The sequence below is a fragment of the Exiguobacterium sp. s26 genome (genome assembly GCF_018618235.1).
In the GTDB taxonomy this organism is placed as follows: domain Bacteria; phylum Bacillota; class Bacilli; order Exiguobacteriales; family Exiguobacteriaceae; genus Exiguobacterium; species Exiguobacterium chiriqhucha.
This window is the reverse complement of sequence record NZ_JACSLS010000003.1, coordinates 357965-381900: the sequence shown is the minus strand read 5'-3', so window position 1 is coordinate 381900 and position 23936 is coordinate 357965. Positions and strand designations below refer to the sequence as shown.

At 51.3% G+C, this 23936-nt stretch carries 25 protein-coding genes and 1 pseudogene; 16 read left to right on the top strand and 10 right to left on the bottom strand.

Annotated features, from left to right (window positions below; all coding sequences use genetic code 11):
* The first annotated feature begins 52 nt into the window (after window positions 1–52).
* Both KNP82_RS06750 and KNP82_RS06745 read left to right on the top strand, forming a co-directional pair.
* Window positions 53–562, top strand: coding sequence for a PH domain-containing protein (locus tag KNP82_RS06750; RefSeq protein WP_214712776.1), 510 nt, complete (start codon window positions 53–55; stop codon window positions 560–562).
* The gene (locus KNP82_RS06745) at window positions 559–2064 is read left to right on the top strand and encodes a PH domain-containing protein (RefSeq protein ID WP_214827451.1); all 1506 of its coding nucleotides are present in this window, start codon (window positions 559–561) and stop codon (window positions 2062–2064) included. The genes KNP82_RS06750 and KNP82_RS06745 overlap by 4 nt, the downstream gene beginning before the upstream one ends.
* A gap of 144 nt (window positions 2065–2208) precedes the next feature.
* Here the strand turns inward: KNP82_RS06745 and KNP82_RS06740 are convergent, their stop codons facing one another.
* The 3 genes from KNP82_RS06740 to KNP82_RS06730 are packed head-to-tail and all read right to left on the bottom strand — an operon-like array spanning window position 2209 to window position 4602.
* Window positions 2209–3351 (bottom strand): sensor histidine kinase, encoded by a 1143-nt coding sequence (locus KNP82_RS06740; RefSeq protein WP_251128657.1) that lies wholly within the window; start codon window positions 3349–3351, stop codon window positions 2209–2211.
* Window positions 3341–4021, bottom strand: coding sequence for a response regulator transcription factor (locus KNP82_RS06735; protein ID WP_214827445.1), 681 nt, complete (start codon window positions 4019–4021; stop codon window positions 3341–3343). The genes KNP82_RS06740 and KNP82_RS06735 overlap by 11 nt, the downstream gene beginning before the upstream one ends.
* A 20-nt stretch (window positions 4022–4041) precedes the next feature.
* On the bottom strand, window positions 4042–4602 hold the full coding sequence (locus KNP82_RS06730; RefSeq protein WP_058763659.1) for a VanZ family protein: 561 nt from the start codon (window positions 4600–4602) through the stop codon (window positions 4042–4044).
* 779 nt (window positions 4603–5381) lie between these two features.
* Between KNP82_RS06730 and KNP82_RS06725 the strand changes: the two genes are divergently transcribed.
* From KNP82_RS06725 to KNP82_RS06690, 8 genes are all read left to right on the top strand, one after another.
* Window positions 5382–6644: an NCS2 family permease gene (locus KNP82_RS06725; RefSeq protein WP_029595471.1), complete on the top strand. Its 1263-nt coding sequence runs from the start codon at window positions 5382–5384 to the stop codon at window positions 6642–6644.
* A gap of 64 nt (window positions 6645–6708) precedes the next feature.
* Complete coding sequence (locus KNP82_RS06720; RefSeq protein ID WP_214827442.1) at window positions 6709–7302, top strand: Imm64 family immunity protein; 594 nt, start codon at window positions 6709–6711, stop codon at window positions 7300–7302.
* Between the two features lie 109 nt (window positions 7303–7411).
* On the top strand, window positions 7412–7900 hold the full coding sequence (locus KNP82_RS06715; protein ID WP_131472705.1) for a DinB family protein: 489 nt from the start codon (window positions 7412–7414) through the stop codon (window positions 7898–7900).
* Window positions 7897–8445, top strand: a complete 549-nt coding sequence (locus tag KNP82_RS06710) for a DUF3916 domain-containing protein (protein WP_131472703.1) — start codon at window positions 7897–7899, stop codon at window positions 8443–8445. The genes KNP82_RS06715 and KNP82_RS06710 overlap by 4 nt, the downstream gene beginning before the upstream one ends.
* 106 nt (window positions 8446–8551) lie before the next feature.
* The gene (locus KNP82_RS06705) at window positions 8552–9325 is read left to right on the top strand and encodes a hypothetical protein (protein WP_242679045.1); all 774 of its coding nucleotides are present in this window, start codon (window positions 8552–8554) and stop codon (window positions 9323–9325) included.
* Entirely contained in the window at window positions 9322–10245 is a 924-nt protein-coding gene (locus tag KNP82_RS06700; protein WP_214827440.1) for an AAA family ATPase, read from the top strand. Before KNP82_RS06705 ends, KNP82_RS06700 begins: the two co-directional genes overlap by 4 nt.
* A gap of 2 nt (window positions 10246–10247) precedes the next feature.
* The gene (locus tag KNP82_RS06695; protein ID WP_251128656.1) at window positions 10248–11309 is read left to right on the top strand and encodes a DUF58 domain-containing protein; all 1062 of its coding nucleotides are present in this window, start codon (window positions 10248–10250) and stop codon (window positions 11307–11309) included.
* A 14-nt stretch (window positions 11310–11323) separates the two neighbouring features.
* The gene (locus KNP82_RS06690) at window positions 11324–12025 is read left to right on the top strand and encodes a hypothetical protein (RefSeq protein WP_214827437.1); all 702 of its coding nucleotides are present in this window, start codon (window positions 11324–11326) and stop codon (window positions 12023–12025) included.
* A 101-nt stretch (window positions 12026–12126) separates the two neighbouring features.
* Here the strand turns inward: KNP82_RS06690 and KNP82_RS06685 are convergent, their stop codons facing one another.
* Complete coding sequence (locus KNP82_RS06685) at window positions 12127–12837, bottom strand: GntR family transcriptional regulator (protein ID WP_214827434.1); 711 nt, start codon at window positions 12835–12837, stop codon at window positions 12127–12129.
* 162 nt (window positions 12838–12999) lie between these two features.
* Here KNP82_RS06685 and KNP82_RS06680 point away from each other — a divergent pair, with 162 nt between their 5' ends.
* Both KNP82_RS06680 and bglA read left to right on the top strand, forming a co-directional pair.
* On the top strand, window positions 13000–14889 hold the full coding sequence (locus tag KNP82_RS06680) for a beta-glucoside-specific PTS transporter subunit IIABC (RefSeq protein ID WP_214827430.1): 1890 nt from the start codon (window positions 13000–13002) through the stop codon (window positions 14887–14889).
* 12 nt (window positions 14890–14901) lie between these two features.
* Complete coding sequence (gene bglA / locus KNP82_RS06675; protein ID WP_214827429.1) at window positions 14902–16356, top strand: 6-phospho-beta-glucosidase BglA; 1455 nt, start codon at window positions 14902–14904, stop codon at window positions 16354–16356.
* A 50-nt stretch (window positions 16357–16406) separates the two neighbouring features.
* Here bglA and KNP82_RS06670 read toward each other — a convergent pair whose 3' ends face one another.
* The gene (locus KNP82_RS06670; protein ID WP_214827426.1) at window positions 16407–17273 is read right to left on the bottom strand and encodes an AraC family transcriptional regulator; all 867 of its coding nucleotides are present in this window, start codon (window positions 17271–17273) and stop codon (window positions 16407–16409) included.
* Window positions 17274–17362: 89 nt separating this feature from the next.
* The gene (locus KNP82_RS06665) at window positions 17363–17578 is read right to left on the bottom strand and encodes a hypothetical protein (RefSeq protein ID WP_214827423.1); all 216 of its coding nucleotides are present in this window, start codon (window positions 17576–17578) and stop codon (window positions 17363–17365) included.
* A 592-nt stretch (window positions 17579–18170) separates the two neighbouring features.
* On the opposite strand from KNP82_RS06665, the pseudogene KNP82_RS06660 reads away from it, so the two are divergent.
* Window positions 18171–18340, top strand: a pseudogene (locus tag KNP82_RS06660) (excalibur calcium-binding domain-containing protein); the annotation flags it as partial.
* A 33-nt stretch (window positions 18341–18373) separates the two neighbouring features.
* Here the strand turns inward: KNP82_RS06660 and KNP82_RS06655 are convergent.
* Both KNP82_RS06655 and KNP82_RS06650 read right to left on the bottom strand, forming a co-directional pair.
* Window positions 18374–18913 (bottom strand): hypothetical protein, encoded by a 540-nt coding sequence (locus tag KNP82_RS06655; RefSeq protein WP_214827421.1) that lies wholly within the window; start codon window positions 18911–18913, stop codon window positions 18374–18376.
* Complete coding sequence (locus KNP82_RS06650) at window positions 18913–19158, bottom strand: alpha/beta fold hydrolase (RefSeq protein WP_214827418.1); 246 nt, start codon at window positions 19156–19158, stop codon at window positions 18913–18915. The genes KNP82_RS06655 and KNP82_RS06650 overlap by 1 nt, the downstream gene beginning before the upstream one ends.
* 191 nt (window positions 19159–19349) lie before the next feature.
* On the opposite strand from KNP82_RS06650, the gene KNP82_RS06645 reads away from it, so the two are divergent.
* Window positions 19350–20108 carry a glucose 1-dehydrogenase gene (locus tag KNP82_RS06645; RefSeq protein WP_214827415.1) on the top strand — a complete coding sequence of 253 codons (759 nt, stop codon included), beginning with the start codon at window positions 19350–19352 and terminating at the stop codon, window positions 20106–20108.
* A 33-nt stretch (window positions 20109–20141) separates the two neighbouring features.
* Here the strand turns inward: KNP82_RS06645 and KNP82_RS06640 are convergent, their stop codons facing one another.
* Together KNP82_RS06640 and KNP82_RS06635 are read right to left on the bottom strand one after the other, a co-directional pair.
* A complete protein-coding gene (locus KNP82_RS06640) occupies window positions 20142–20942 on the bottom strand; it encodes an AraC family transcriptional regulator (protein WP_214827412.1) in 801 nt (266 codons plus the stop codon).
* A 140-nt stretch (window positions 20943–21082) separates the two neighbouring features.
* A complete protein-coding gene (locus KNP82_RS06635) occupies window positions 21083–21343 on the bottom strand; it encodes a DUF1294 domain-containing protein (RefSeq protein WP_232939616.1) in 261 nt (86 codons plus the stop codon).
* Window positions 21344–21551: 208 nt separating this feature from the next.
* Here KNP82_RS06635 and KNP82_RS06630 point away from each other — a divergent pair, with 208 nt between their 5' ends.
* Together KNP82_RS06630 and cls are read left to right on the top strand one after the other, a co-directional pair.
* Window positions 21552–22334 (top strand): LysM peptidoglycan-binding and 3D domain-containing protein, encoded by a 783-nt coding sequence (locus KNP82_RS06630; protein WP_214719589.1) that lies wholly within the window; start codon window positions 21552–21554, stop codon window positions 22332–22334.
* Between the two features lie 121 nt (window positions 22335–22455).
* A complete protein-coding gene (gene cls, locus KNP82_RS06625) occupies window positions 22456–23922 on the top strand; it encodes a cardiolipin synthase (RefSeq protein ID WP_214827409.1) in 1467 nt (488 codons plus the stop codon).
* Window positions 23923–23936 lie beyond the last annotated feature (14 nt).

Here is a 23936-nt window from a genome sequence, read left to right as displayed (position 1 = left end):
TATACTAGAGGTAGAACGGACACATGCTCCGAATCGTTAGGGGGAAACACCAATGTCAGACATAGAAACAACACCGACATCATTCAGCGGCACATTGCCAATCGAGGCACGCACCGTCTTCCGACTGTCGAGCGCCATCTTTTATCTCATTGGGCTCGTCATCACAGGGGGCCTCGTCGCCGCAGCGCTTTATTTTGACTGGCCGACATGGTTGCAATATACGATGTACGTCTTACTCGCCATCGACCTCATCTATAGTGTGATTGATATTGTCGTCTTCCAAAAATGGAAGCAAGAGCGGTTCACGTATGATGTGAAACCACTCGAGATTCGCTTGCATCACGGCATCATCACGACGCACGATGTGTTGATCCCGATGACGAAAGTACAATACGTCCACGCCCAGCAAGGCCCGCTGCTACGAAAGTACGGCTTGCAGACGATCACGATTGGAACGGCGGCCGGGTCGCACGACATTTATGCAATCGAGGAGTCGTTCGCGAAGTCGCTTCGTGAACAGATCGCCGTCTACGCCCGCATCGAGGAGGAGGATGTCGTATGACGGAAGCCGCCCTCACGTGGCATCGGCTGCCGAGTCGCGTCTTACTGTTACGGGTATTAGAGATCATCAAGTCGTTCGCCATCCCACTCGTGTTATTGTTCGTCGTCAACAACGATTGGGAGTCCACGTTCGGCATCATCTTACGGGTCGGAATCCTGCTCTTCCTCGGGCTCGATGTCCTGCAGAAGTTCTTCGGCTGGCTCAACTTCCGGTATGCGCTCGATGAGAAGACGGTATATATCATCGACGGCAACTGGATCAAGAAAGAGAAGTCGCTCCCGCTGTATAAGATTCAGAGCGTCCACTCGAACAGCCCGTTCTTGTACCGGTTGCTCGGGGTCGTCGAATTGACGTTCGATACAAACGCGAACAGCGACGACGCCTCGTTCAAACTGGCCGGCGTCTTCCCGAACGAGGCGAAGCGGCTCGAGGACATCCTGGACCAGGTCCGTCACCGCAAGACCGAGACCGACATATCAGTAGAAGGAGAGACGGACACGACAGCTACACCGGTGGCGATTGAAAAACCGGCGAGCCGTTTGTTATACGCCCTCTCGACCCGAGAGATCATCATCGCCTCGCTGACATCATTGTCGGTGTTCGCCATCTTCCCGGTCGCCTCGACAATCATCTCGTCCATCGATGACTTCATCAATCTCGACGGGACGTTCGATACAATCGGCGATTGGGTCGTCCACGCGTCGATTATCGCGATTGGCCTGCTCGTCCTGACGGTCCTGATATTGTCGGTCGTCATCGGCATGGTCATCAACTTCTTGAAATACGGGAACTTCCGGCTCGAACGACGCGGGGACCGCATCCGCGTTGAGAAAGGACTGCTCAACCGTTCCGCTAAAGAGATCCCATACGAGAAGATTCAAGCGGTCCGGGTCAAAGAGACGTTCATTCGGCGCTGGTTCAACATCGTCGGTGTCGAACTCGTCGCGGCCGGGACGATGGACGAGTTGAAAGACGAATCGTCAACCATCCTCCCGTTCGTGAAACGGGAGCGGGCGATGACCGTGTTGAACGAGCACTTCGACCAGTTCGTCTGGTCTGACACGCTTCATCGCTTGCCAAAACGTTCGCTCTGGGTCAAACTGCTACGCATCAGCTGGGTCGGACTCATCGTCTCGGGTGTCGTTTTGTATTTCTTCCGCGATTACGCCTGGTGGCTCGTCCTACTGTGGGCCATCATTATCGGCGGTCGCCTATTGAGCTATATGACGACGCGCTACGCTCGCAACGGTCAGTTCATCGAGCTGCGGACAGGGGCCTTCAACGTCAGTTCATTCTTGACGGACAAGCCGCGGATCGAACAGGTCCAAGTGACACAGACGCCACTCCAACGCCGTTTCGATGTATGTAACGTCCTGTTCTCGACACGGGGTGGCTTGCTATCGAATGAGATGATCGAGGACATCCCGAAACAAGAGGCAGAAGCCATGCTGAACTGGTTCTCCCGCTATACGGTACAGGAAGATATGAAAACACCGGGCTAACGGATAGCCCGGTCAGGTGATCGACGAGCCCCCTCGCGTGTTGCGAGTGGCTCGTCTTTTTTAATCGGCTTGAGGGGCTCGCTCCGACATAAGCTTGAAGTTGACCCTGTTTGGTGTGAATGCAACAATCATGGCACGTGTAGGTCACACGTGCCATGATTGTTCATGAACAGCATTGGAAGAGACTTTTGGGAGAATGATTGTGAACGTCGTTTTTCTTGGTTGACTCGTCACGTGAATCTCGCCCTCGTGTAAATCGATGATGGACTTGGCGATGGCGAGACCGAGACCTGATCCGCCAGTGTAATGTGCGCGTGACTTTTCCACTCTAAAAAATCGTTCAAACACGTATGGGATGTCACGTGATGGGATGGCCTCCTCGCCGTAATTCGTCATGTTGATAAGAACCACTTCATCCGTATCTTCAATGAACGTATCGATATACGTTCCGTCACGACCGTAACGAATCGCATTCTCGAGTATATTTTCAAACACACGGACGAGCTTCAACGCATCACCTTCAACGATGGGTCGTTTGGCTGAAGAGCTGAATCGAGCTTCCATTTCAACTTCCGAGAGACGTAACGTCGACTGCATGATGAGCTGATTGAGCAATTCATCGAGACGGATCTCACTTGTTTGCAGCGCGATTCGGTCGTTTTGTAGAAATGTATAGTCAAAGATATCGTTAATCAATCCTTTCAGATGGATCGCATTCTCATGAATGACTTGGATGTAATGACGCAATTCCACCTCGTCCCGGTAACGGTCGCTGTGAATCAAGTCAAGATAACCCGTGATCGACGTGAGCGGGGAGCGTAAGTCGTGCGCGACGTTCGTCACGAGCTCGTGCTTCAAACGATCAGCTTGAACCAATTCCTGCTCCGCTTTTGCCGCACTGTCCGAGATGGCGCGAACGGTCGCCATCAACCGCTCTAGCTCTGGCGGGACCGATGGTTCAACCAAATCACGATTGGCATGGAGTTCTTCGACAAGTGAAGTCATCCGCTCAATGTGAACCTGTAAATACCGTTTACGCTCATATTGATAGATCAACACGAGACAAACGATGACCATTAGACTGTAAAACATGAGGATGACACCTTCCCGGAAATACGACAATACGATGATCAGACTCTCCACAAATCGTGAAGACTCCTCAAAGTACCAGACGGCAGGCAGTAACAGAACACCGCTCAGGGTGGCGACTCCAAACGCAATCACCACATACAGCAGACGTTTCCACATCGGGATGAACTTTATGACGCGCCATATATTATGTCTCAATTTTATATCCCACTCCCCACACCGTATGAATGATGACCTCATGTGGCACAACGGCATGTAATTTCTCGCGGATGTTACTGATATGAACCATCACCGTCTGGTTCGACCCGACGCCATGCTCTTGCCAGACAGCCTCGAATATCTCTTCAGAGCTATACACCCGGCCTTTATGTTTCGCTAGTAAATACAAAATCTCAAATTCACGTGCCGTCAATCGAACCGTCTGCTCTTGCATCATGACGGTGTGGCTGGCTCGATCGATGAGGAAAGGGCCAGCTTGTACACTTGAGGACTCGCTTGGTCGGTTATAGTTTGAACGGCGCAGCAATGCTTTAATACGTGCCATCAACTCGAGCGGATTGAACGGTTTGATGATGTAGTCATCGACTCCCGTCGTCAATCCCAATATCTTATCCATATCACCCACTTTGGCACTGACCATTAAGATCGGAATTTGGCTCGTCTGGCGCACCCGCTTACAAAATTCAAGCCCATCCATCCGAGGCATCATCCAATCTAAAATGATTAAGTCAAACGATTCTTGGTTGAACAAGTCAAGCGCCATTTCCCCATCGGTTGCCATCGTCGTGTGATACCCGTCATTTTTTACATACACATCAATCAGTTCTGCGATTTGGACATCATCATCCACTAACAAGATTTTTGTCATGCTTGAAACTCCCTCGCGAATTAAAGTTGGAAATTCTGATACAAACGTCGGAACGGGGCGTATTGGACGACGAAGCGAACGAGTAAGAACCCTAAGAGCGCCCCGAACGCATTTGCCAATAAATCATTCACATCCGTGCTTCGTCCACTGCCTAGTGTCGTGCGCACCAATAATTGAATCAGTTCAAGGATCAGACTAAACTGAAATCCTAATTTAAGTACTTCTTTTTTTGTGATCGACGGTTTCAAAAATGGAAGATAACAGCCGAACGGGAGGAACATCACGACATTCAGCACAAATGAATACACATCGATGGTCAAAATCGGAATAAAATTAATCGTTCTCCACCACGGAACTTGATTCGCATACTTTCCTAAATTGACGTCAATCGGGAAAAACACGAAGTGAAGGACACCTAATAAGTATATCCCGAATGATAGAAGCAAAATAGTTTGTGCGGCTTTTACATGTTTCTTGCGAAACGACCAGACGAGTAACGTGATGAGTCCGAGGATGGCGAGTGGGATGAGAACGACTCCTGATTCGATTGTGAACATAACTGAATAATTCTGATTATACATGGGAATAAACCTCCTAAGAATTTGAACTGTCTTCAGTGTAGATGGCAGATTTAAAGAATTCTTAAAGGAGTCATAAATGAAATCTAAAAAAGGCAAAGCGCTTTGCTCTGCCTCGAACTGTTGAACAATCAATCAAGAAGCTTGCTCTCGGAATAATGTCGGGCGTCCCGATATCATTCGTCACGTCAACTTCACCGTTTTCGCGTTTCTGTTGCTGAAAAATGGGAACAAGTATGGTATGATGCAAGTAGAAAGAGACCGGTGCTGGACACACCGGCCTCTGGCTTACAGGCTACCACTTTAAGAGTGGTCCCAGCCGCCACAATGGTTAGTGAATCAGAAAGTGACCCATCTCATTGCGCCGAGGGGGTCATTTTTTTGTGCGTTCAGACGTTGCACGATTGGATGTTTGGTGTAAAACCAAGTGAACGATGATCGGAGCGAGGATCGGGACGATTACATAATCGCCGACCCAGGTCCATAGTTGTTCCATCCGCACCACCGCCTTCCTCCATTGTGGACTTGGCGGCTGACCCCACTATTGCTGCGTTAACCTGCCTCTTCATTATAGCAGATTCTTGTCAAAAAAGATGCTAAAAACAGGAACGTTTGTTCTTGTTTTATAAAATGAACCTTTCGTCCGAATGGGTCTCATGACTGGGTCCAAAGATGGATTTGAACCAAGATTGTCTTGCATGTCAGAGGTCAGACAGGATATAATTTACCTCGTGTGTATAACCACATGGGTGGGTGAGGGTGCCAATAAAGGATTGATTCCTATGGCAAAACAAACAGAATGGAAAACAGAAACATACGGGGGCGTGCTGAACTTTCTGGCGACAGCATACATCCCGGCCGTTCACGCGGCAATCTTGACACAAGCCGGACTCCCGTTCGAGGGAGCGCTCGTCGGAGCGATTTTGACAAGCATCATCGGAACGTTCATCGCAGGGCTGTTCAACTTGCCGCTGCTCCTGTTACCAGGGATGGGCATCAACGCGTTGTTCACGTACACGCTCGTCCTGCAGATGGGGCTGAGCTGGCAAGGCGCGCTCGCTGTCTCGTTCGTCTCAGGGGCGCTCGTCGTCCTGTTGACGGTGACGAAGGTGGCGAGGAAACTTGCGAACGCATTCCCACCGATTATTCATGACGGATTGACGGTCGGACTCGGCCTGTTCCTCATCTTGATCGGACTCGAGGCGGCGGGGATCGTCTCGGGCGGTGGTGGGGCACTGCTTCATATCGGAGACCTCGGGGAACGGCCGGTGCAGGTCGCGTTCCTGTCGCTCTTCGTCGCCATCCTTCTCTTCTTGAAGATGGGGCCGAGCAGTTTCCTATGGACGATTGCGTTCGGGGTCGGCTTGAGCGCCGTCATGGGAACGCTCGACTGGACCGGTGAGTTCGCGCTCATGCCGTTCTTCGAGTCGTTCGGCACCGTGTTCGGCAACGTCTCGTTCGCCGAGTCGGCGTCACCGATCTTCCTTGTCGCCGTCGGCGTATTGACGCTCGTCTTGCTGATCGAGAACATCAGCCTGATCCAGAATCAGACGCGCGCCATCGGCAAGGATGCGGATGCCCCGAAAGGGCTCGTCGCCCAAGGCTTGTCGACGATGGCCGGTGCCATGTTCGGTTCGAGCCCGACCGTCTCGACGGTCGAGGTCGCGGCCGGCATCTCGGTCGGCGCACGAGGTGGCATCGCATCGTTCGTGACGTCAGGACTTTACGTCGTCTCGCTCTTGTTGCTGCCGCTGTTCGCGATCATTCCGGTGACGGCGATCGCGCCGGTGTTGATTATCATCGGTATGATGATGTTCCAAAACGTGAAGCATCTCCCGCTCGACAATTGGGAGCATGCCTTCCCGGCGATTCTCGTCATCATCATGATCCCGTTCACGTATTCCATCGTCGATGGCATCGGGCTCGGATTCATCGCCTACACGATGATTGTCTTGTTCAAGAAGGGCTATCGATCGCTCAGTCCGGTCGTCGGTGTCTTGACCGTATTGTTCTTGGTTTTCTTTTCTTTACCAGTCTGGCTATAAGATAGGGCGGTGCCGTGTATACGGTGCCGCTTTTTTTGTATGATGAAACAAAGGAGGTGTTTGAATGGATCAAGCAGGCGGATTCATTTCCATCGGGATGGCTTATCCGAGCCATTATCCGTTACCTGAACTTGCTCAAAATGTATGTGCGGAACTGTTAAGTAGCGGTGGCGAAATCATAAACGTGACATACAGTCAGGATAAGGCGGGCACTAGTTGGACGACAACGACAGGTACCGACTTTGCTCAGGTTGGGCATTACGGATCTATCCATTTACGAAGCAACTATTTTGGAGACGTGGACATGACGATGACCGTGTCCCTTCAAGAGATGGACACCTATGTCGGGATTCTCATCGATATAAAGTGGAATGATATCGTCTCACACCCTGCATCGAGACCCGTGTTCACACAGAAAATCGAACGACTGCTAGTTGACGTGTATCGCCATATGCCATTCTCGTACGCGCTTGCCGGGCACGAACTTGAGCTCGACTGGGCACCTGATGCGTTTCCGACATCAGCGGACTGGTTGGATGCGTTCCCTCTTTTTATGGTCCCGTCACCACAAGGCGTGATGGTAACTTACGGTTCAATTTCAATCGACGGGATGACTCCTCAAACCAATATGAAGAGGTCTATCCCGTTATATGCATAAGTGAGGCTCAATCACCTCAATCAAGCATTCCTTGATTGACGAAGCTCAGTGCTAAGCGGCCGGAACATGATACAATTTTCTTAGCTTATAACCGAAGGAGGATACTTTTATGACGAAAACCTCAGATGTCATCGACGAGTTTGCATCCTATATAGACTGGTTAAACACATTGTCGGGATTGGATGAATCGATGTGGGAAAAATCGATTGCAACCGACAAATGGTCAATCAAAGCAATCGTCCTTCACATCGCCCATTGGGACAATCATCTGTTGAACGTCATCGTCCCGGCCGTCAAGACCGGGGAAGCCATGATTTTCCCTGAATTCGACTCATTTAACGCGCGAGCGACCCAAAAAGCGAAGCGTCTCTCAGGAGAAAACGTGCTCCAGTTAGCCAAAACAAGTCGAAGTTCGCTCATAGAAACGCTTCAGTCATTAAGTCAAGAGACGCTGACTTCGCACACGACGGCGAACGGGGTAACCCATTGCCCGCATCACGGTGTCCCGTATACGCTCGCCTATATCGTCACCGAGTTCATCGAACATGACCGGCACCACCAGCAGCAAGTCGACGCCATCTTGGGGAAAACCTCTTGAAGAGACGGGCAAAAGTACGCGGTGTCAGACGAAGACTGAAACGGTTGCGCCTGCATGTCAACGAACAGACCCAATCGTTCCCGACGACGTTTCATGACGGATATTGGCATAACAAAATCCCGATTGATCAATCGTTCTTATCGTCTGTACAGGAGAACAGCCGGATTCAACGTGCGATTATCGAGGTGATGATGGAAGGGGCCTCACGTCTCGTGCATAACCGAGAAGAGGAGCGGTACCAGGTCGTCGTCTTACTCGATTTGCCGACGCTTTGGCAGTCCGAACTCCTCGTGTTTGAAAGCGATGCACGACTGAAGGCGTTTAAGGATCGGGATACGTCAGAGCAGACGTGGACGCGGTTGCCTAACGATTGCGTATTCCTACAAAGACTCGACCTGTCAGCGGACGTCGAGGTGCATCGGTTCCACGAACTGATTCAAGATGAAGATTATATGCATAGTGGAGAAGTCTGGTTGCTCGTGTACAATAAGCGGGCAACTTTTTTTGCTAAAAAACTGAATATTCCATTAATCCGTATGCTATAATCCTTTCAAATCCATTTCCAAAAAAAGGGTTAAATGGAATCGATGAATGAAAGGGGCCGTTGAATGGGATGCAGTCGAATCTACATATTCACATACGGGTCGTTACATGAGAAAAGCCAAAGTTCTGTTTGTATCAGCAGTCTTGATTTCTTTACTGGTTGTCGCACTTATTTCATTTTCAGGTCAACTTGCTTATACCTACTTCAAAGGGTTGGACATTTCAGGGAGCCCCATCACAAGTTGGGTCACGGATTGTCATGACAAGCGAAAGTTGTTTGGGATCATTGAGGTCGTCGATACGGATGTTTGGTGTGGAGATGGTAGTGACGCAGATCCCGGGCCCGGTATTTCTGAAGCAGGAGCGGTTGTTGGGCCATCAGATGATGAAGGCGGCACACCAAGGGAAGATGAGAATAACTCGTCTCCGTCATATGGTACACCATCTACAAGCGAATCCGATCGCCTTTCCCTGTTGCCTTACATTGTCAGCGCCCTCCTCCTTCTTTTGATTGGTGTATGGATGTGGCGTAGACCCTTCCACAAAAAGGGGAGGGAAGCCGTTCCGATAGACGAGAGGATCCACTCAAGGCAAGAGACAGACGAAACGTTCGAAGAGGCAAAACGCTCCGCTCATCCGCTACCAGATTCCCCGTTGCGGCAACATTTGATTCAATTCGAACAAGCGCTACCGCAAGAAAAACGTCGACGGAGGTTCGAGACGTTATCCGCCTGGGCGAGCCGCATTCAACTCGACGCCTCGCTTCGGAGCTATTTAGAGACCCGTTATGACAAAGTCGAGATCACGCCACAACGTGAAGAAGCGTTCAAACAACAGCTTGATGCCTATTTACTTCGTTTAGAAAAGGAGCCACCCTTATGACCATTAAACGCGTATTGGAACAATTGGACCAAATCTATCTCGGAAAACCTGAAATCACGCGCCTCTGCTGCACGGCGCTACTCGCGAACGGGCACATCTTGTTAGAGGACGTCCCGGGTACCGGGAAAACGTTACTTGCCAAAAGTATTGCCAAGAGTTTTGAAGCTGATTTCACGCGCATCCAATTCACGGCCGATTTGCTTCCGACCGATATCATCGGTTCTGACTTCTTCAACATGCAGACACAGACGTTCGAAAATCGGACAGGACCGATCTTTACCAACATCTTATTGATTGATGAAGTGAACCGAGCCGTCCCCCGGACACAATCCGCCTTGCTCGAGGCGATGGAAGAGCGGCAAGTCTCGATCGGCGGAGTCACGTATCAACTGCCGGAACCGTTCTTCGTCATCGCGACGCAAAACCCGATCGAATCGGCAGGGACGTTCGCCTTGCCCGACGCTCAACTCGACCGTTTCTTGATGTCCCTTCAAGTCGGATATCCTGAAGCAGGGGAGGAGCGACAGTTGATTCTTCAGACAATTTCTAAGACACGCCACATCGTTCATGCCCTCATGTCGTCCGAAACGTTTTTAGCAGCGCAGCGAGCAGTTGAGGAGGTCCGTATCCATGACGACGTCGTCACCTATCTGCTCGCCCTCATCCAAGAGACACGACTTCATCCGCTCGTCGAAGTCGGAGCCAGTCCTCGCGCGTCGCTCGCCCTCGTCAAGGCGTCTCAAGCTTACGCTTATATCGAAGACCGTCAATTCGTGACCCCGGAAGATGTCCAAGCCGTCGCGACGCATGTTCTGGCACACCGCTTGACGCTCACGCTCGAAGGGGACGTGAAATCGACGAAACGGGAAGTTCTCGCTGATATTTTGGAGCGAGTCGATGTACCGGTCGAGAAGGTGTGAAGATGCGACAAGTCGAAGTGAGCACACCGTCACTTTTAGACGACAAGCTATGGCCGGCCTATACCGGAATCCTACTTCTGTTCATATGGTTCCCATATGTGTGGCCGCTCGCTTATCTGTCTGGCGCAATTCTAGGATTGATGCTGATTCGGAAATGGCTGACGCAGAAAATTGTCGAAGGGACATGTTTATCGTTCCACCAGAAAGAGCAGTTGTTGTTCGTAAATGATCGTGTCTCGCTAAGAATGGAGGTGACAGGTGTAGAACGTCTCCAAGAACTCGGAATCCCGACATCGGTCCGCCTGGTCACGGGACACGGCTTGACGTTTGACGAAGATCAGCGCGTACATATCATTCAACTTCGTGAGGAATCGACCTATTCGCTTCCAATTCATGCGAAACAGCGCGGGCCCGTCCAAGTCAATGAATGTACACTTCAGTTCAGACTCCCATTTTGGCTTGGCACCATCTTCGTCACAGATCATACGCTTCCATCCTGGATCATACTCCCATCCATCACGAGACAGAACAGATTTGACTCACGCCTGGTACGGATGGGGGACCGACTCGTCAAACATTCACCGCTCAACGACCCGTTGATGATTCAAAGCACAAAACGGTATGAGCAAGAGCCGGTCAAACAGATTGACTGGATCGCGACAGCCAAGACAGGAAAACTTCAGGCGAAAGTGTATCAACGCCAAAACCTCGATACATTCACGCTCGTGCTTGACTTGAGCGGTCCGCTAGGGAATGGCCTTCATGCGCGCTATGAAGAGTTGATTCAACAGGCCGCTTATCTGGTATCCTATTTAGTGAAGGAAGATTGTAAAGTCGAGCTGTTCATCAATCGGCTCGATGCTGAGAATCATATCGACCACCTGCGAATGAGTGACGGTCGCAAGCAGTTGCGCCTCGCCCTCGTACGTCTGGCGTGGGTCCATGAATCCGATCGATTCGTCGCTTCGAAACGGTTCAATCAAATCATCGAGCGACAGAAGCATCCGCATGCGGAAGTGATTCGGATTGACGCGTCACTGCTCAAACAGATGTCTATCAGTTGAAAGGAGAAAACATGTTGCGCCACCTCACAACATTCGCCCTAGCTGGGGCCTTCACGCTCGTTGCTACGTCAGCAGCTGCCGCGCCGACTGAACGATCCGCGGAGCGTTTTGCTGAAAAACATTTTGAGTCAATCGTCCTCGACCATATCGAAGGTGACGACCCGAGTAACTATCATTTGACGGAAAGTCGCGCCATCTCGTTCGGTTCGCTCCATGAAGTGATGATTGCCGCGCAATCCTGTTATTCGTCGGACGAAATGTGTACGTTTGTCTCGAGCAAGGAGTACGTATCAGCCGTCCTACAAGATGGGGAGCCGAGAAATGTCATCGGCACGTACGAGCAGGAACCGGGCCTCTTCGCCTTCTCCACGTTCGGATACGGCCAGGAGTTGGCAACTGCTCTAAGCGACGTATCCGGCTCACTCGTCCATTCGGCGTCAGAGAATGCCTGGTTTGACTATGAAGGGAAGACGTTGACCGCCTTGACGACCGATGCGAAACGGTTCATCGGCGGAGACACGATCACGCTCGAGATGTATCAGAAACGCTTGGTCGAGACACGTTCAAACACTCAAAGTTCCGCGGAGGATGCCCTTACTAGTGGTTCTAGTGATGTTCAGACGAAAGAGCCGAAATCCTATTGGATGCTTGGCCTCGCGTTGTTGGCGGGGCTCCCGCTCGGTTATCTTTTGTACCGGAGGCGAGCGAATAAATAAGACGGTTGCATGGAGTCGGTACATATCACCACCTGACTCAAAGATAAATAAATTACACCTATAAAAAACACCGCTCCACGCAATAGCGTCGAGCGGTGTTTTCACATGTACGGTCCGTTCGCCTGGACGACGAACTGCGAGTGTTCGTAATGATACGTGATGCGTGAATAGTTGAACGGCTTCCCGTTCGAAAGATGGAAAATCGTCTCGATGCGGAGCGTCGGTTCATCCGTCTGTAAACCTAGATAGCCGGCCTCCGTCTCAGTCAGTCGCCCGACCTGCATGTACATGTCCGAAAAGCCGATGGTGACGCCGAGTGCGCCTTGGACGTAATCGAAGATCGAGTCGGCGACGATCTCTCGGTTCAAATACGGGACGATCGCCTTCACATAGTACGACTCCTCGTAACAGAACACCTCGCCGTCGACGAAGCGGACCCGCTCGACACGATAGACGTCATCTGTCACGTCAATGCCAAGGTTCTGTGCGACCGTCGCGTCCGGTTTCGTGACCGAGACGTCGAGCACGTCCGACGTCAACACTCGGTCACCGAGGTTGCTCTTAAACCCTTGCGTCGAGAACAGACTCATATAGCCCGGACGGTTGTGGCGCCGGACGAAGATGCCGCTCCCCCGCAATTGAAAGATGACCCCTTTCCGCTCCAACAATTCGAGTGCTTTCGTGATCGTGCTCTTGCTGACGGCATATTGGCTCATCAACTGCTCGAGCACGGGCAGTTTATTTCCTTGCTTCAAATCATATTGATTGATGTACTGTTCAATCTCTGCTGCCACTTGTTGATATTTAAGCACGCTCATCCCTCATCTACTTAAAAATGTTGCCTTCATTATACCACACACATGTCTACGAAACGTTCACAAACTATTTATTGTATCGCTATTGATTAATTGTACCGGTACAATTATAGTAAGAGTGTACAAAATGTAAGCGTTACATCAAAGGAGGGTGTTCAGTTGAGTAAAGTTCGGGATTATTCAAAATTGGCTCGGGATATTTTAGAGGCCGTCGGAGGGGAAGACAACGTCATCAATGCGGCGCGCTGTGCGACGCGACTCCGCCTCGTCTTGAAGCGGTCGAATCCGCAGGCGAAAGAACGAGTCATGACGATGCCAGGTGTCATCACGGTCGTCGAGACGGGTGGCCAGTTCCAGGTCGTCATCGGGCAGCATGTCGGGGAAGTGTTCGATGAGTTCACGAAACTGGTACAGATCGAAGGGACGGAGGTCGAAGACGGAAACAAAGGGACCGTCCTCAACCGCATCATCGCCACGATGTCCGCCGTATTCGCACCGTTCATCTATATCTTGGCCGCAGCCGGGATTTTGCAAGGGGTACTCATCATCACGACATTGTTGTTCGACGGTTTCGCCGAGACGGGGACGTACGAAGTGTTCAGCTTCATCTCATGGGCACCGTTCACGTTCTTACCGATTTTCATCGCCATCACGGCATCGAAACACTTTAAGACGAACACGTTCATCTCCGTCGCAGCCAGTGCGGCCTTGGTCAGTCCGACATGGGCCGAGATGGCGGCTCGCATCACGTCAGGGGAGACGATCAGTTTCCTTGGTCTCGCCTTGTCAGGTACGACGTATACGTCATCGGTATTACCACCGCTCTTCCTCGTCTGGATCTTATCCTACGTCGAGCGGTTCTTGAACCGACACATGAACGAGGTCATTCGTCCTTTGTTCGTACCGTTCTTCAGTTTGGTGCTCATGGTGCCACTCACGATTCTCGTCATCGGACCAATCACGACGATGGGTGCGGTCGGGATTGCCAACGGCTACAACTTCTTAGCGGAGAACGCCCCGATGCTCGCTGGCGCAATTATCGGTGGTCTCTGGCAAGTCATCGTCATCTTCGGGGTCCATTGGGGTGTGACGCCGATGGTGCTCGCAAACTTCGACTTGTATGGCCGTGACTCATTCCAGGCATATCAGACGATTGCCGTCATCGCCCAAGTCGGCGCCGTTCTCGGTGTCATCTTGAAAGCGAAGAGCCAAGAAATCAAAAAAGTCGGTGTCTCGGCTGGGATTACTGGACTATTCGGAATCACAGAGCCTGCCATTTACGGGGTGACACTCCGCTTCAAGAAACCGTTCATCTTTGGATGTATCTCGGGGGCCGTCGGAGCCATCGTGGCCAGTTTCTTCAACCCGTATTACTTCGCTTACGCCGGTCTCCCGGGTCCGCTCACCCTTGTGAACGGAATCAGTGAAGACGTGCCGACCTCGATTTGGGGACTGTTGATCGGGACAGCGATCGCCATCATCCTTCCGGTCGTCTTGATTCAAATCTTCGGTTTCGGAGAAGACACGGCCAAACAAGTGACAGAAGTGACGGAAACACCTGCGACGGCAGAAGCGAGTGCGACGCTCGTCCAGGAAGAGACGATTGCTTCACCGCTCTCTGGAAAAGTCATCGCCTTGAGCGATGTTCCGGACGATGTATTCGCCTCCGGGGCGATGGGTAAAGGTTATGCCGTCGAGCCAGACGGGAATAAGGTCATTGCACCGTTTGACGGGACGGTCGTCATGGTCGCACCGACGAAACATGCGATCGGTCTCCGTTCGAACACGGGAATCGAGTTGTTGATTCACGTCGGTCTCGATACGGTGACGCTCGATGGGAAACCGTTCACCGTACACGTCAAAGACGGGGACAGCTTTAAAGCGGGCGATGTGTTGACGACGTTCGACCGCGACATGATTGCCGCATATAATATTTCAAGCATCACACCTGTCATCGTGACGAACAGCGCGACATACGCTGACGTACTCGTCCAAGCAAGTAATCAGACAGACACGACGACACCAATGCTCACGATTGTTAATCAATAAGGAGGAACTACGATGAAGACATTACCAAAAGACTTTCTATGGGGCGGCGCCCTCGCCGCGCATCAATTTGAAGGCGGCTGGGACGCCGACGGCAAAGGGCCGAGCGTCGTCGACGTGTTGACGGCCGGCGCTCACGGCGTCGCGCGTCGCATCACGGACAAGGTCGAGCCGGACGAATTTTATCCGAACCATGAGGCGATCGACTTCTATCACCGTTATAAAGAGGACGTCGCGCTCTTTGCCGAGATGGGCTTGAAGTGTCTCCGCACGTCGATCGGTTGGAGCCGGATCTTCCCGAACGGGGACGATGCGGAACCGAACGAGGCAGGACTCCAATTTTATGACGACTTGTTCGACGAGCTGTTAAAGCACGACATCGAGCCGATCATCACACTATCTCACTTCGAGATGCCGCTTCATCTCGCACGTGAGTACGGCGGGTTCCGCAACCGTGCCGTCGTCGACCATTTCGTCCGCTTCGCCGAGGTGTGTTTCGACCGCTATAAAGACAAGGTCAAATATTGGATGACGTTCAACGAGATCAACAACAAGATGGACGTCAATAACCCGCTCTTCTTATGGACGAACTCAGGCGTCATCGTCGAAGATGGGGAGAACGCTCGTGAAGTGATGTATCAGACGGGGCACCACGAGTTGATCGCGAGTGCGCTCGCCGTCTCGAAAGGAAAAGCGATCAACCCAGACTTTGAAATCGGGGCGATGGTATCCCACGTGCCAATCTATCCGTTCTCGTCGAACCCGGACGACGTCATGCTGGCCGAAGAGATGATGCGCCAACGTTACTTCTTCCCGGACGTGCAAGTGCGCGGGGTCTATCCGAGCTACGCCTTGAACGAGTTCGAGCGTGAAGGGTATTCAATCCCGTTCCTTGATGGGGATGAGGAGATTTTGAAGAACGGGACCGTCGACTATCTCGGTTTCAGTTACTATATGTCGACGACCGTGAAGAGTGACGTCGTCGCCGACAACAGCGGCGATATTGTCAATGGCGGTCTGCCGAACGGTGTCGAGAACCCGTATATCAAGTCGAGCGACTGGGGCTGGGCGATTGACCCGGTCGGTCTCCGCTACGTGCTCAACCGGTTGTATGACCGTTATCAAATCCCGCTCTTCATCGTCGAGAACGGATTCGGTGCCGTCGATGAGATCGTCGACGGGAAAATTCATGACGCGGCCCGCATCGATTACTTGAAGGCGCATATCGAGCAGCTGAAACAAGCCGTCGTCTATGACGGCGTCGACTTGATCGGGTACACGCCGTGGGGCATTATCGACATCGTCTCGTTCACGACGGGCGAGATGAAGAAACGGTACGGCATGATTTACGTCGACCGTGACAATGAAGGCAACGGCTCGATGGAGCGGATGAAGAAAGACTCGTTCGATTGGTACAAGCATGTGATCGAGACGAACGGGGAAGCGCTCGCCTACGAGCCTTCGAAGTAAACGAAAGCACCTCCGGAAGACAGTTGTCTTCTGGAGGTGCTTTTCTGTGCTTATGTCGTTTTCGGTTTGACCGCCACCCACACTTCGCTATAGACGTTGTCCGACGGTCCGTCGTGCTTCGTGAACGAGATGCTCGGTAAGTCGGCGAGTTCGTAGCCCGACGTCGGCAGCCATTCGGCATACGTCTTGGCCATCGTCTCCTGGAGCGTCTCCGGGAACGGACCGGAATTCGGGAAGACGGCCCACAGGTTCGATTCGATCGTGATTTGTTCAAGGTCCTCGTACGGATTAGCTTGTGTCGTCGCGAAACCGATCATATGCGTCAGCGACCCTTTTTCGTCCAAATAGCCTTCGTCGAAGTCGTACGATACGTTGAGCACTTGATGCGGATAGAGGTCCGCCAACTGATGCATCTCGCTTCGTTGTTGCTCCGTGATGGACTGTGCCAACTCGACGATGTCCTGATTCACACCTTCAAACTGAATCGGGACGCGTTTGGACACGCCGACGACGTTGAATGAGGGTTTATGTTCTAGTTTGAATTCCATTGAAATTCCTCCTTTGATGTCGATGAAGAAAGTGAATTTCGGGAATGATTTTTGAATCTTGTTCTTGATCACTTCTGATGGTAAAAAGCCGCACCAGTCTCGAAACGCTCGCGAGAAGCCGTCGACGGATTGGTATCCATACGTATAGGCCACGTCCGTGACCGATTTCCCGTGAATCAATTCCTTGTTTGCTTCTGACAGCCGACGGTTTCGGATGTATTCATTGAGCGTCATCCCGGCCATGAACGAAAACATGCGCCGGAAATGATAGTCGGATACCCCGACGATGCGGGTGACGTCCTGACTCGTGATGTCCTCTGTTAAATGTTGATCGATGTGGTCCATCAATCGGTTCAATGATTCAAGCATCTACATTCCCTCCTTTCTGCACTCATCATACTTCGAACATCGTGAGGTGACTCGATGATTTCGATACGGATGTCATCGGATGAAGGCAATCACTGGTTGTAGCCGATGAACATCGTGAACATGATGAGGATGACCGATGACGTCATGAGCAGGAACGCAAGCGAGCTTGCGAACACGAGAAATGCTTTGGAGAAGTGGCGTCGTCGTTTCCAAATTCCGATGACAAACGCCACGTTCAGAATGAGAAACAGTGCGAGCAAGAGTAGTGGGAGGGCCCGGTCCTGCATCAATATAAGTAAGTCCATAGATGTTACCTTCCTTTACTGGTTTGTTAACAACGAGATCAGTGATGTTCGGTGAAGACGACATACCAACAGTCGTGTCCTTGCGAGACGCGTGTGGTCCAACAATATCCGTTCGGAAAATCGTCAAGAGAAAACGCATGATCAAAGGTGAGGTGGTGTTTGAATGTCTTTTCCCACATTTTCTGTAGTTGGTCGATGTACTGTTCTTCTAAGTGAATCCGCCGCGAAGAATGGTGTCGGGTGATAAAACACTTGATGGACTCAGGACCAAACACCAACCGTTCGATGGACTCCAGATTTAGCGGTTCGAGCATTTCGTATTCAGATACGAGCAAATCCCCTTGATAGAGCTGTTCATTCGTATTATCGATATGAAAAGGTGATAAGTTCAATGTGATGGTCCTTTCATTTGAAAATTTTATAAATCAGGTTAGTTATCCTAATCCCTCCTATAATGAACGAGAATGGTGACTCGTATCGTTAGTGGTGAAGGAGAAAACACTCATGAAGAAGCTACTTCGTGCGACCATCGCCGACATCGCGTTGTTCAAGCTGAGCGTCGCACCGTCAGACATCGTGGACGCCGCACCGAAAAAATTCAAAAACTGAACTGAATAAGACGTATAAGGGCGGTGTCGCCAAGACGAAGACGACGAAAAACAAAAGCGGGAAGACGAAGTACAAGCCTTACGCCAACAGTTCGCTGTACAAAGCGAACGAATCGAAGATCGCGATAATGATGGTATCGACTGTGAACGTTAAGAGATGAGGGGACAATCGTCCTCCGTCTCTTTTTTAGTTGGTGAAACGGTACGATACGTCTCCCGCAGCATTGTAGCCGGTGATGGATTCAATCGATTCGATTTGGTCGACGAGCACGAACCAGACATCATTCCCGGCCTTCGTCTTCAACAGTTCCGGTTCGAACCGTTCCCCGTTCAACTCGACGACGACTCTTGTCGTCTCGCCATGGTTCATCCCGTAAAGGATATCGTACGGGGAACATGCTGACGTATCTCCGCATGATTGGCCGAAAGTCGACCACGTGAGACCTGCCTCGGACAGCGATTCAGATGTAATCGACCGAACCTGATTGTCGACAGTAAGTTCAAGACCTATGCCTTGCGCAACCGGCTCGTCGCTCCATTCCTCGACGGTGTAACTGTACGTGAAAAAGCGAAGACTCATGTCACGGTCATCAACGGGGTAGATGAGAATCGGTTCCGCTCCCTCGGGCAACTGCGGCTGCTTCGTTGACTCGACTCCCCATGCCACTCCAGCTGAGAACAACAACATGAACACAATAAAGAGAACCATCTTTTGCTGACGGTTCATTAGAGACCGCTCGCTTTCTCAGTTTGTAAAAACTGTCGCACTTGTTCAATCGGGAACGCTGGGTTCCAATAGACGAAGTGGCCGCCTGTCATTCGCCCGACCCTCGGCAAATCTAACAAATGAACTTCGAAGTCATCGCGTAGCTCCTCAGCGAGCGAACGGCCTTCTTCTCCGGTGAATCCTCCAGCCGGTAAAAATAAAACGGGTGTCCCGCTTCCAATCACTTCTGCATGATAATGACTCAATCGAACCCCACCTTTCTCATTCCAATAACTGTATCCTCCCATTTTACGTGACCACGGTTCTGAACAGAAGAAGATTTTTCCAAATTGACACACATTCCTTCTAAAATCCGGGTATAGAGTAGTGACACGTGTTCAGTCGGCACTTGTCGTTTTTCTGTGTCTACTTCTACTTAAACAAGGAGGAATGCAGTGTGAAACTTTCAGGTAAGACAGCGCTCGTGACCGGTGCGGGATCTGGGATGGGGCGAGCCATCGCCAAACTGTTCGCCGAGGAAGGGGCGCGCGTCGTGGCTGTCGACATGAATGCGGACACGGTAGAGGCCGTCGTGAGTGAAATCAAATCGTCCGGCGGGGACGCCATCGGCATGGCCGGGAACGTGACGAAACAGGCAGACATCGACAAGATGGTCGAGACGGCGACGAGCACGTTCGGTTCGCTCGACATCTTGGTGAACAACGCCGGCATCATGGACAACTTTTTGACGGTCGGGGAAGTGACCGACGAGGTGTGGGACCGTGTCATCGCGGTCAACGTGACCGGACCGATGAAACTGGCCCGGGCCGCGATCAATGTCATGGACAAGCAAGATTCGGGTGGCGTCATCATCAATAACGCCTCGGTCGGGGGATTATTCGGGACACGTGGCGGGGCGGCGTACGTCGCATCGAAACATGCGCTCGTCGGTCTGACGAAGAACATCGCCGCCACGTACGGGACGTTCAACAAGATTCGGGCCAACGCCATCGCACCGGGCGGGGTCAACACGAATATCGGTGCCACCATCACCGCGCCGAGCGAGCTCGGGATGCGGGCCATCCAAGGGGCAGGGGAGGCTCCGATGGGTGAACCGGAGCAAATCGCCAAGGTCGCGTTGTTCCTCGCCTCCGATGACTCCAGTTTCGTCAATGGTGATGTCGTGAAAGCGGACGGCGGTTGGACCGCCCGTTAACGAGTAAAGCCGACACAGGCGTGTCGGCTTTTGTTATGTCTTCTGTTTGCGAAACGCGAGCGGCGTTCGGTTATGTACTTTCTTAAACGTCTGGACGAAATGGCTCACGCTCGTAAAGCCGAGCTGGTTCGCCACTTGGGCCACCGGACTGTCCGTCTCACACAACAGGCGCGCGGCCCGCTGCATCCGGACGTCTTGGACATAGGCGAGCGGCGATGTGTCCCCCCATTTTGAAAAGTAACGGCAACATTCCGCCCGGCTCAGACCACCCGTTGCTGCGATGTCTTCGAGCGTCAGTTTCATCGTGTCATGGTCATGTATGTAGGCGAGCATGAGACGCATCCGTTCCTGAACATGACGTTTCGTTCTGCTTTGCGGCTGTTGAATCCAATAGCGCCAAATGACTGCGAGCTGTAAGCTCGCATCGAGCAACGCGAACGAAGACTTCTTCTTCAGGCTGCGAATCACTTTGTCGATTATGTCGAGGACGGGCTTATCTCCTGGTTCACCGGGATGCAACACTTTACTACGCGACGTCTCGGCGTGCGGTGTCACGTAAAACTCCGCAAGCGACGGAGAGAATAGGTCAAACGGCTCGACGGAGATCACGACCAAACGAAATGGCTCTCCTTTCGGTTCAACTTTCACGATTTGTCCACGGTCTAAGATCAACGCCATCCCGGAGCGGAGCCGAGACCGTGTCCCATTGACGAGCAGGTCGAGTTGTCCGTTCGTGATTAACCAGATTTGAAACTGCGGATTCACTTTGATCGTCGTCTCAATCGTCGTTTCAGTCCACTCTTGGATATCAATCAGATTTTCTTCAACCTTCATCCGAACACCTCAATAATTGAACATTTATTTCGTTTTAACACCGGATGGACATACTTCTTTTTCACCACGAAGCGTCTATCAAGACATTTCATCGGGATTTTCTACGTGGTGATTGAACAAGTTCCTTCTATATAATGGCGTCAAAAGATGAACCAACCGGTGACACCCGCATGCACTAAGATGGCGATTGGAACACCAATGCGGAATTTCGGTTTCAATGTCTTATGACGGAAGAACCGCATCGCGAGATAGGCCCCGAATGCGCCACCGATCCAAACGAGAATGAGTAACGTTTGTTCCGAAATGCGCCATTCCCCAGATTTAGCACGACGTTTATCGAGGTAAAATGACATAAACGCTAGGAAATTAGTCACAATGTAATATAGCAGTAATAGTTCCAAAGACTAAAACCTCCTTTCTCTTCTCTTTAGTATAGACGAAAATGGCTCAACAAAGCCATTTGTATCTAGATTGTAAAAATTCAGATTCCTCTCATCCCTTTGAAAGCTTCTGTAACTGAACTGATATCACTCTCATATCAGGCTGTAACGGCAGTGAAATATACAGGTGTTACAGTAAGGGGGCGTTAGAAAAGGGAGGAATATTCTTATGAAAAAACCACTATTGACACTAACGGCACTCGCTGGCCTTAGTTTAGGAGTCGCTGCTCCAGCTTCGGCAGCATCAACACACACAGTTCAGTCTGGAGATACACTTTACCGTATCGCCGTGAACAACAATGTATCAGTAAATGACATCAAACAAGCGAACGGCTTAAACTCTAATATGATTTATCCGAATCAAGTATTGAAGCTTGCGAAGTCAGAAGCTAAAGCTTCAAGTGCTTCAAAAACGTATACAGTTAAAGCAGGCGACACGTTGTATCGCATCGCGACAAACAACGGCGTATCTGTCAACCAATTGATGACATGGAACGGTCTTAAATCAGATCTCATTTTCCCTGGTCAACAATTCTCTGTAAAAGGTGCCAACGCAGCATCGGTTGCAAACAGTGCACCAGCCGCTAAACCAAAAGCATCAACATCTGCACCAGTGACGAAACAGTCTACGTCGACAACGCAAACCCAAGCTCCGGCTTCAGGTAAGACGATGACTGTGGAAGCAACGGCTTACACGCCATACTGTGCAGGATGCTCAGGAATCACGGCAACAGGAATCGACGTTCGTTCGAACCCGAACCAAAAAGTCATCGCGGTTGACCCTTCAGTCATCCCACTCGGCTCTAAAGTTTATGTCGAAGGCTACGGCGAAGCAATCGCTGGAGATACTGGTGGCGCCATCAAAGGTAACAAGATTGACCTCTTGATGCCGACACAAGAGCAAGCGCTCAACTTCGGTCGTAAATCAGTCCAAATCACAATCTTAAACTAATCGGTTTACCCCAAAAACACCGCAAGCGCGGTGTTTTTTTGTGTTGTAGACGCGGTATCTGTAAACGAGCATTTCGTTTTGCCCATCATCGGGTAAACTAGAGGATAAAGGAGACGTCGAGATGGTCCCAACTGAAATCATCATCAGTATTCTCGGTATCGTGCTGATTGTCTTGAACGTCACGTTCGCCGTCACCATCATCTTTTTCGAGCGGCGTGACATCGGTTCGACGTGGGCTTGGTTGCTCGTGCTGTTTTTCATCCCACTGCTCGGTTTCTTCATCTACATCTTCTTCGGACGGTTAATCAAATCGAACAACTTTTATCAGGTCGACGAGGAGCGTCGTCACGAGTACGCCAAACACGTCGACGACCAATTGACCGAGCTTGATGCGCATGAAGGACTTTTCGCCCATGACCCGCTCTTGTCAAAATATCGAAGGCTCGCCCGCTTGAACTTATCCTCCACAAATGCGCTCGTGACGTATCATAATGCGATTCAGGTCATCCATGATGGCGAGCAGAAGTTCGAGGCGTTATTCCATGACATCGAGATAGCGACGCAGGAAATCAACATCCAGTACTATATCATTCAAAATGACTCGCTCGGCCAAGCGCTCATCGAGGCACTCACGCGCCGTGCCAAGGAAGGCGTCAAAGTACGTCTGCTCTATGACGCCGTCGGCTCACGGGGATTGCGACGTTCCTATTTCAAACAGCTCCTCGCGCACGGCGGCGAGGTGAAGTCGTTCTTCCCGTCACGCCTCGGTATCAACTTCCGCGTCAACAACCGGAATCACCGAAAGCTATGTATCATCGATGGGGACATCGGCTATATCGGCGGTTTCAACGTCGGGAATGAATACCTCGGGACGAACCGTCAGTTCGGCTATTGGCGCGATGTGAATCTGCGGATGAGAGGGGAGGCGGTTCGTGAATTGCTCGAGCGTTTCCTCCTCGATTGGAACCGTGCCGTACCGACGAAACACCGGGCCGAGAGAGAGGACTTCCTTTGGCCGACTTCTCTACTCGAGACGTCCCGGTCACCGGTACAAATTGTCACATCTGGCCCGAACTCGTCGACCGAGCACTTGAAAAATATGCTCGTCAAGATGATCACCGAGGCGAAAGAGACGATTTACATCCAGACCCCATATTTCATCCCTGACGCTAGCTTCCTTGACGCCTGCCGTAACGCGCTCATGTCTGGGACGAAAATCCGCCTGATGATTCCGAACAAGCCGGATCACATGTTTGTCTATTGGGCGACGTATACGAATGCGGCCGAGCTCGTCCGCTACGGTGCCGAAGTATATACGTATGAAGGTGGGTTCCTCCATGCGAAGACGCTCGTCATCGATGGCGAGGTCGCCTCGATCGGCACGACGAACATCGACGCGCGCAGTTTCCGTCTCAATTTCGAGATCTCAGCGCTCGTTTATGACGAAGTCGTTGCCCAGTCTGTCATCGATGCATTCAATCGAGACCTCGTATGTGCCGACAGGTTAACGATTGAGCGTTATGAGACACGAACGAAATGGATCCGTTTCAAAGAGAGCGTGTCACGCTTGCTCAGCCCAATCCTTTAAAAAAGACCAGTCAA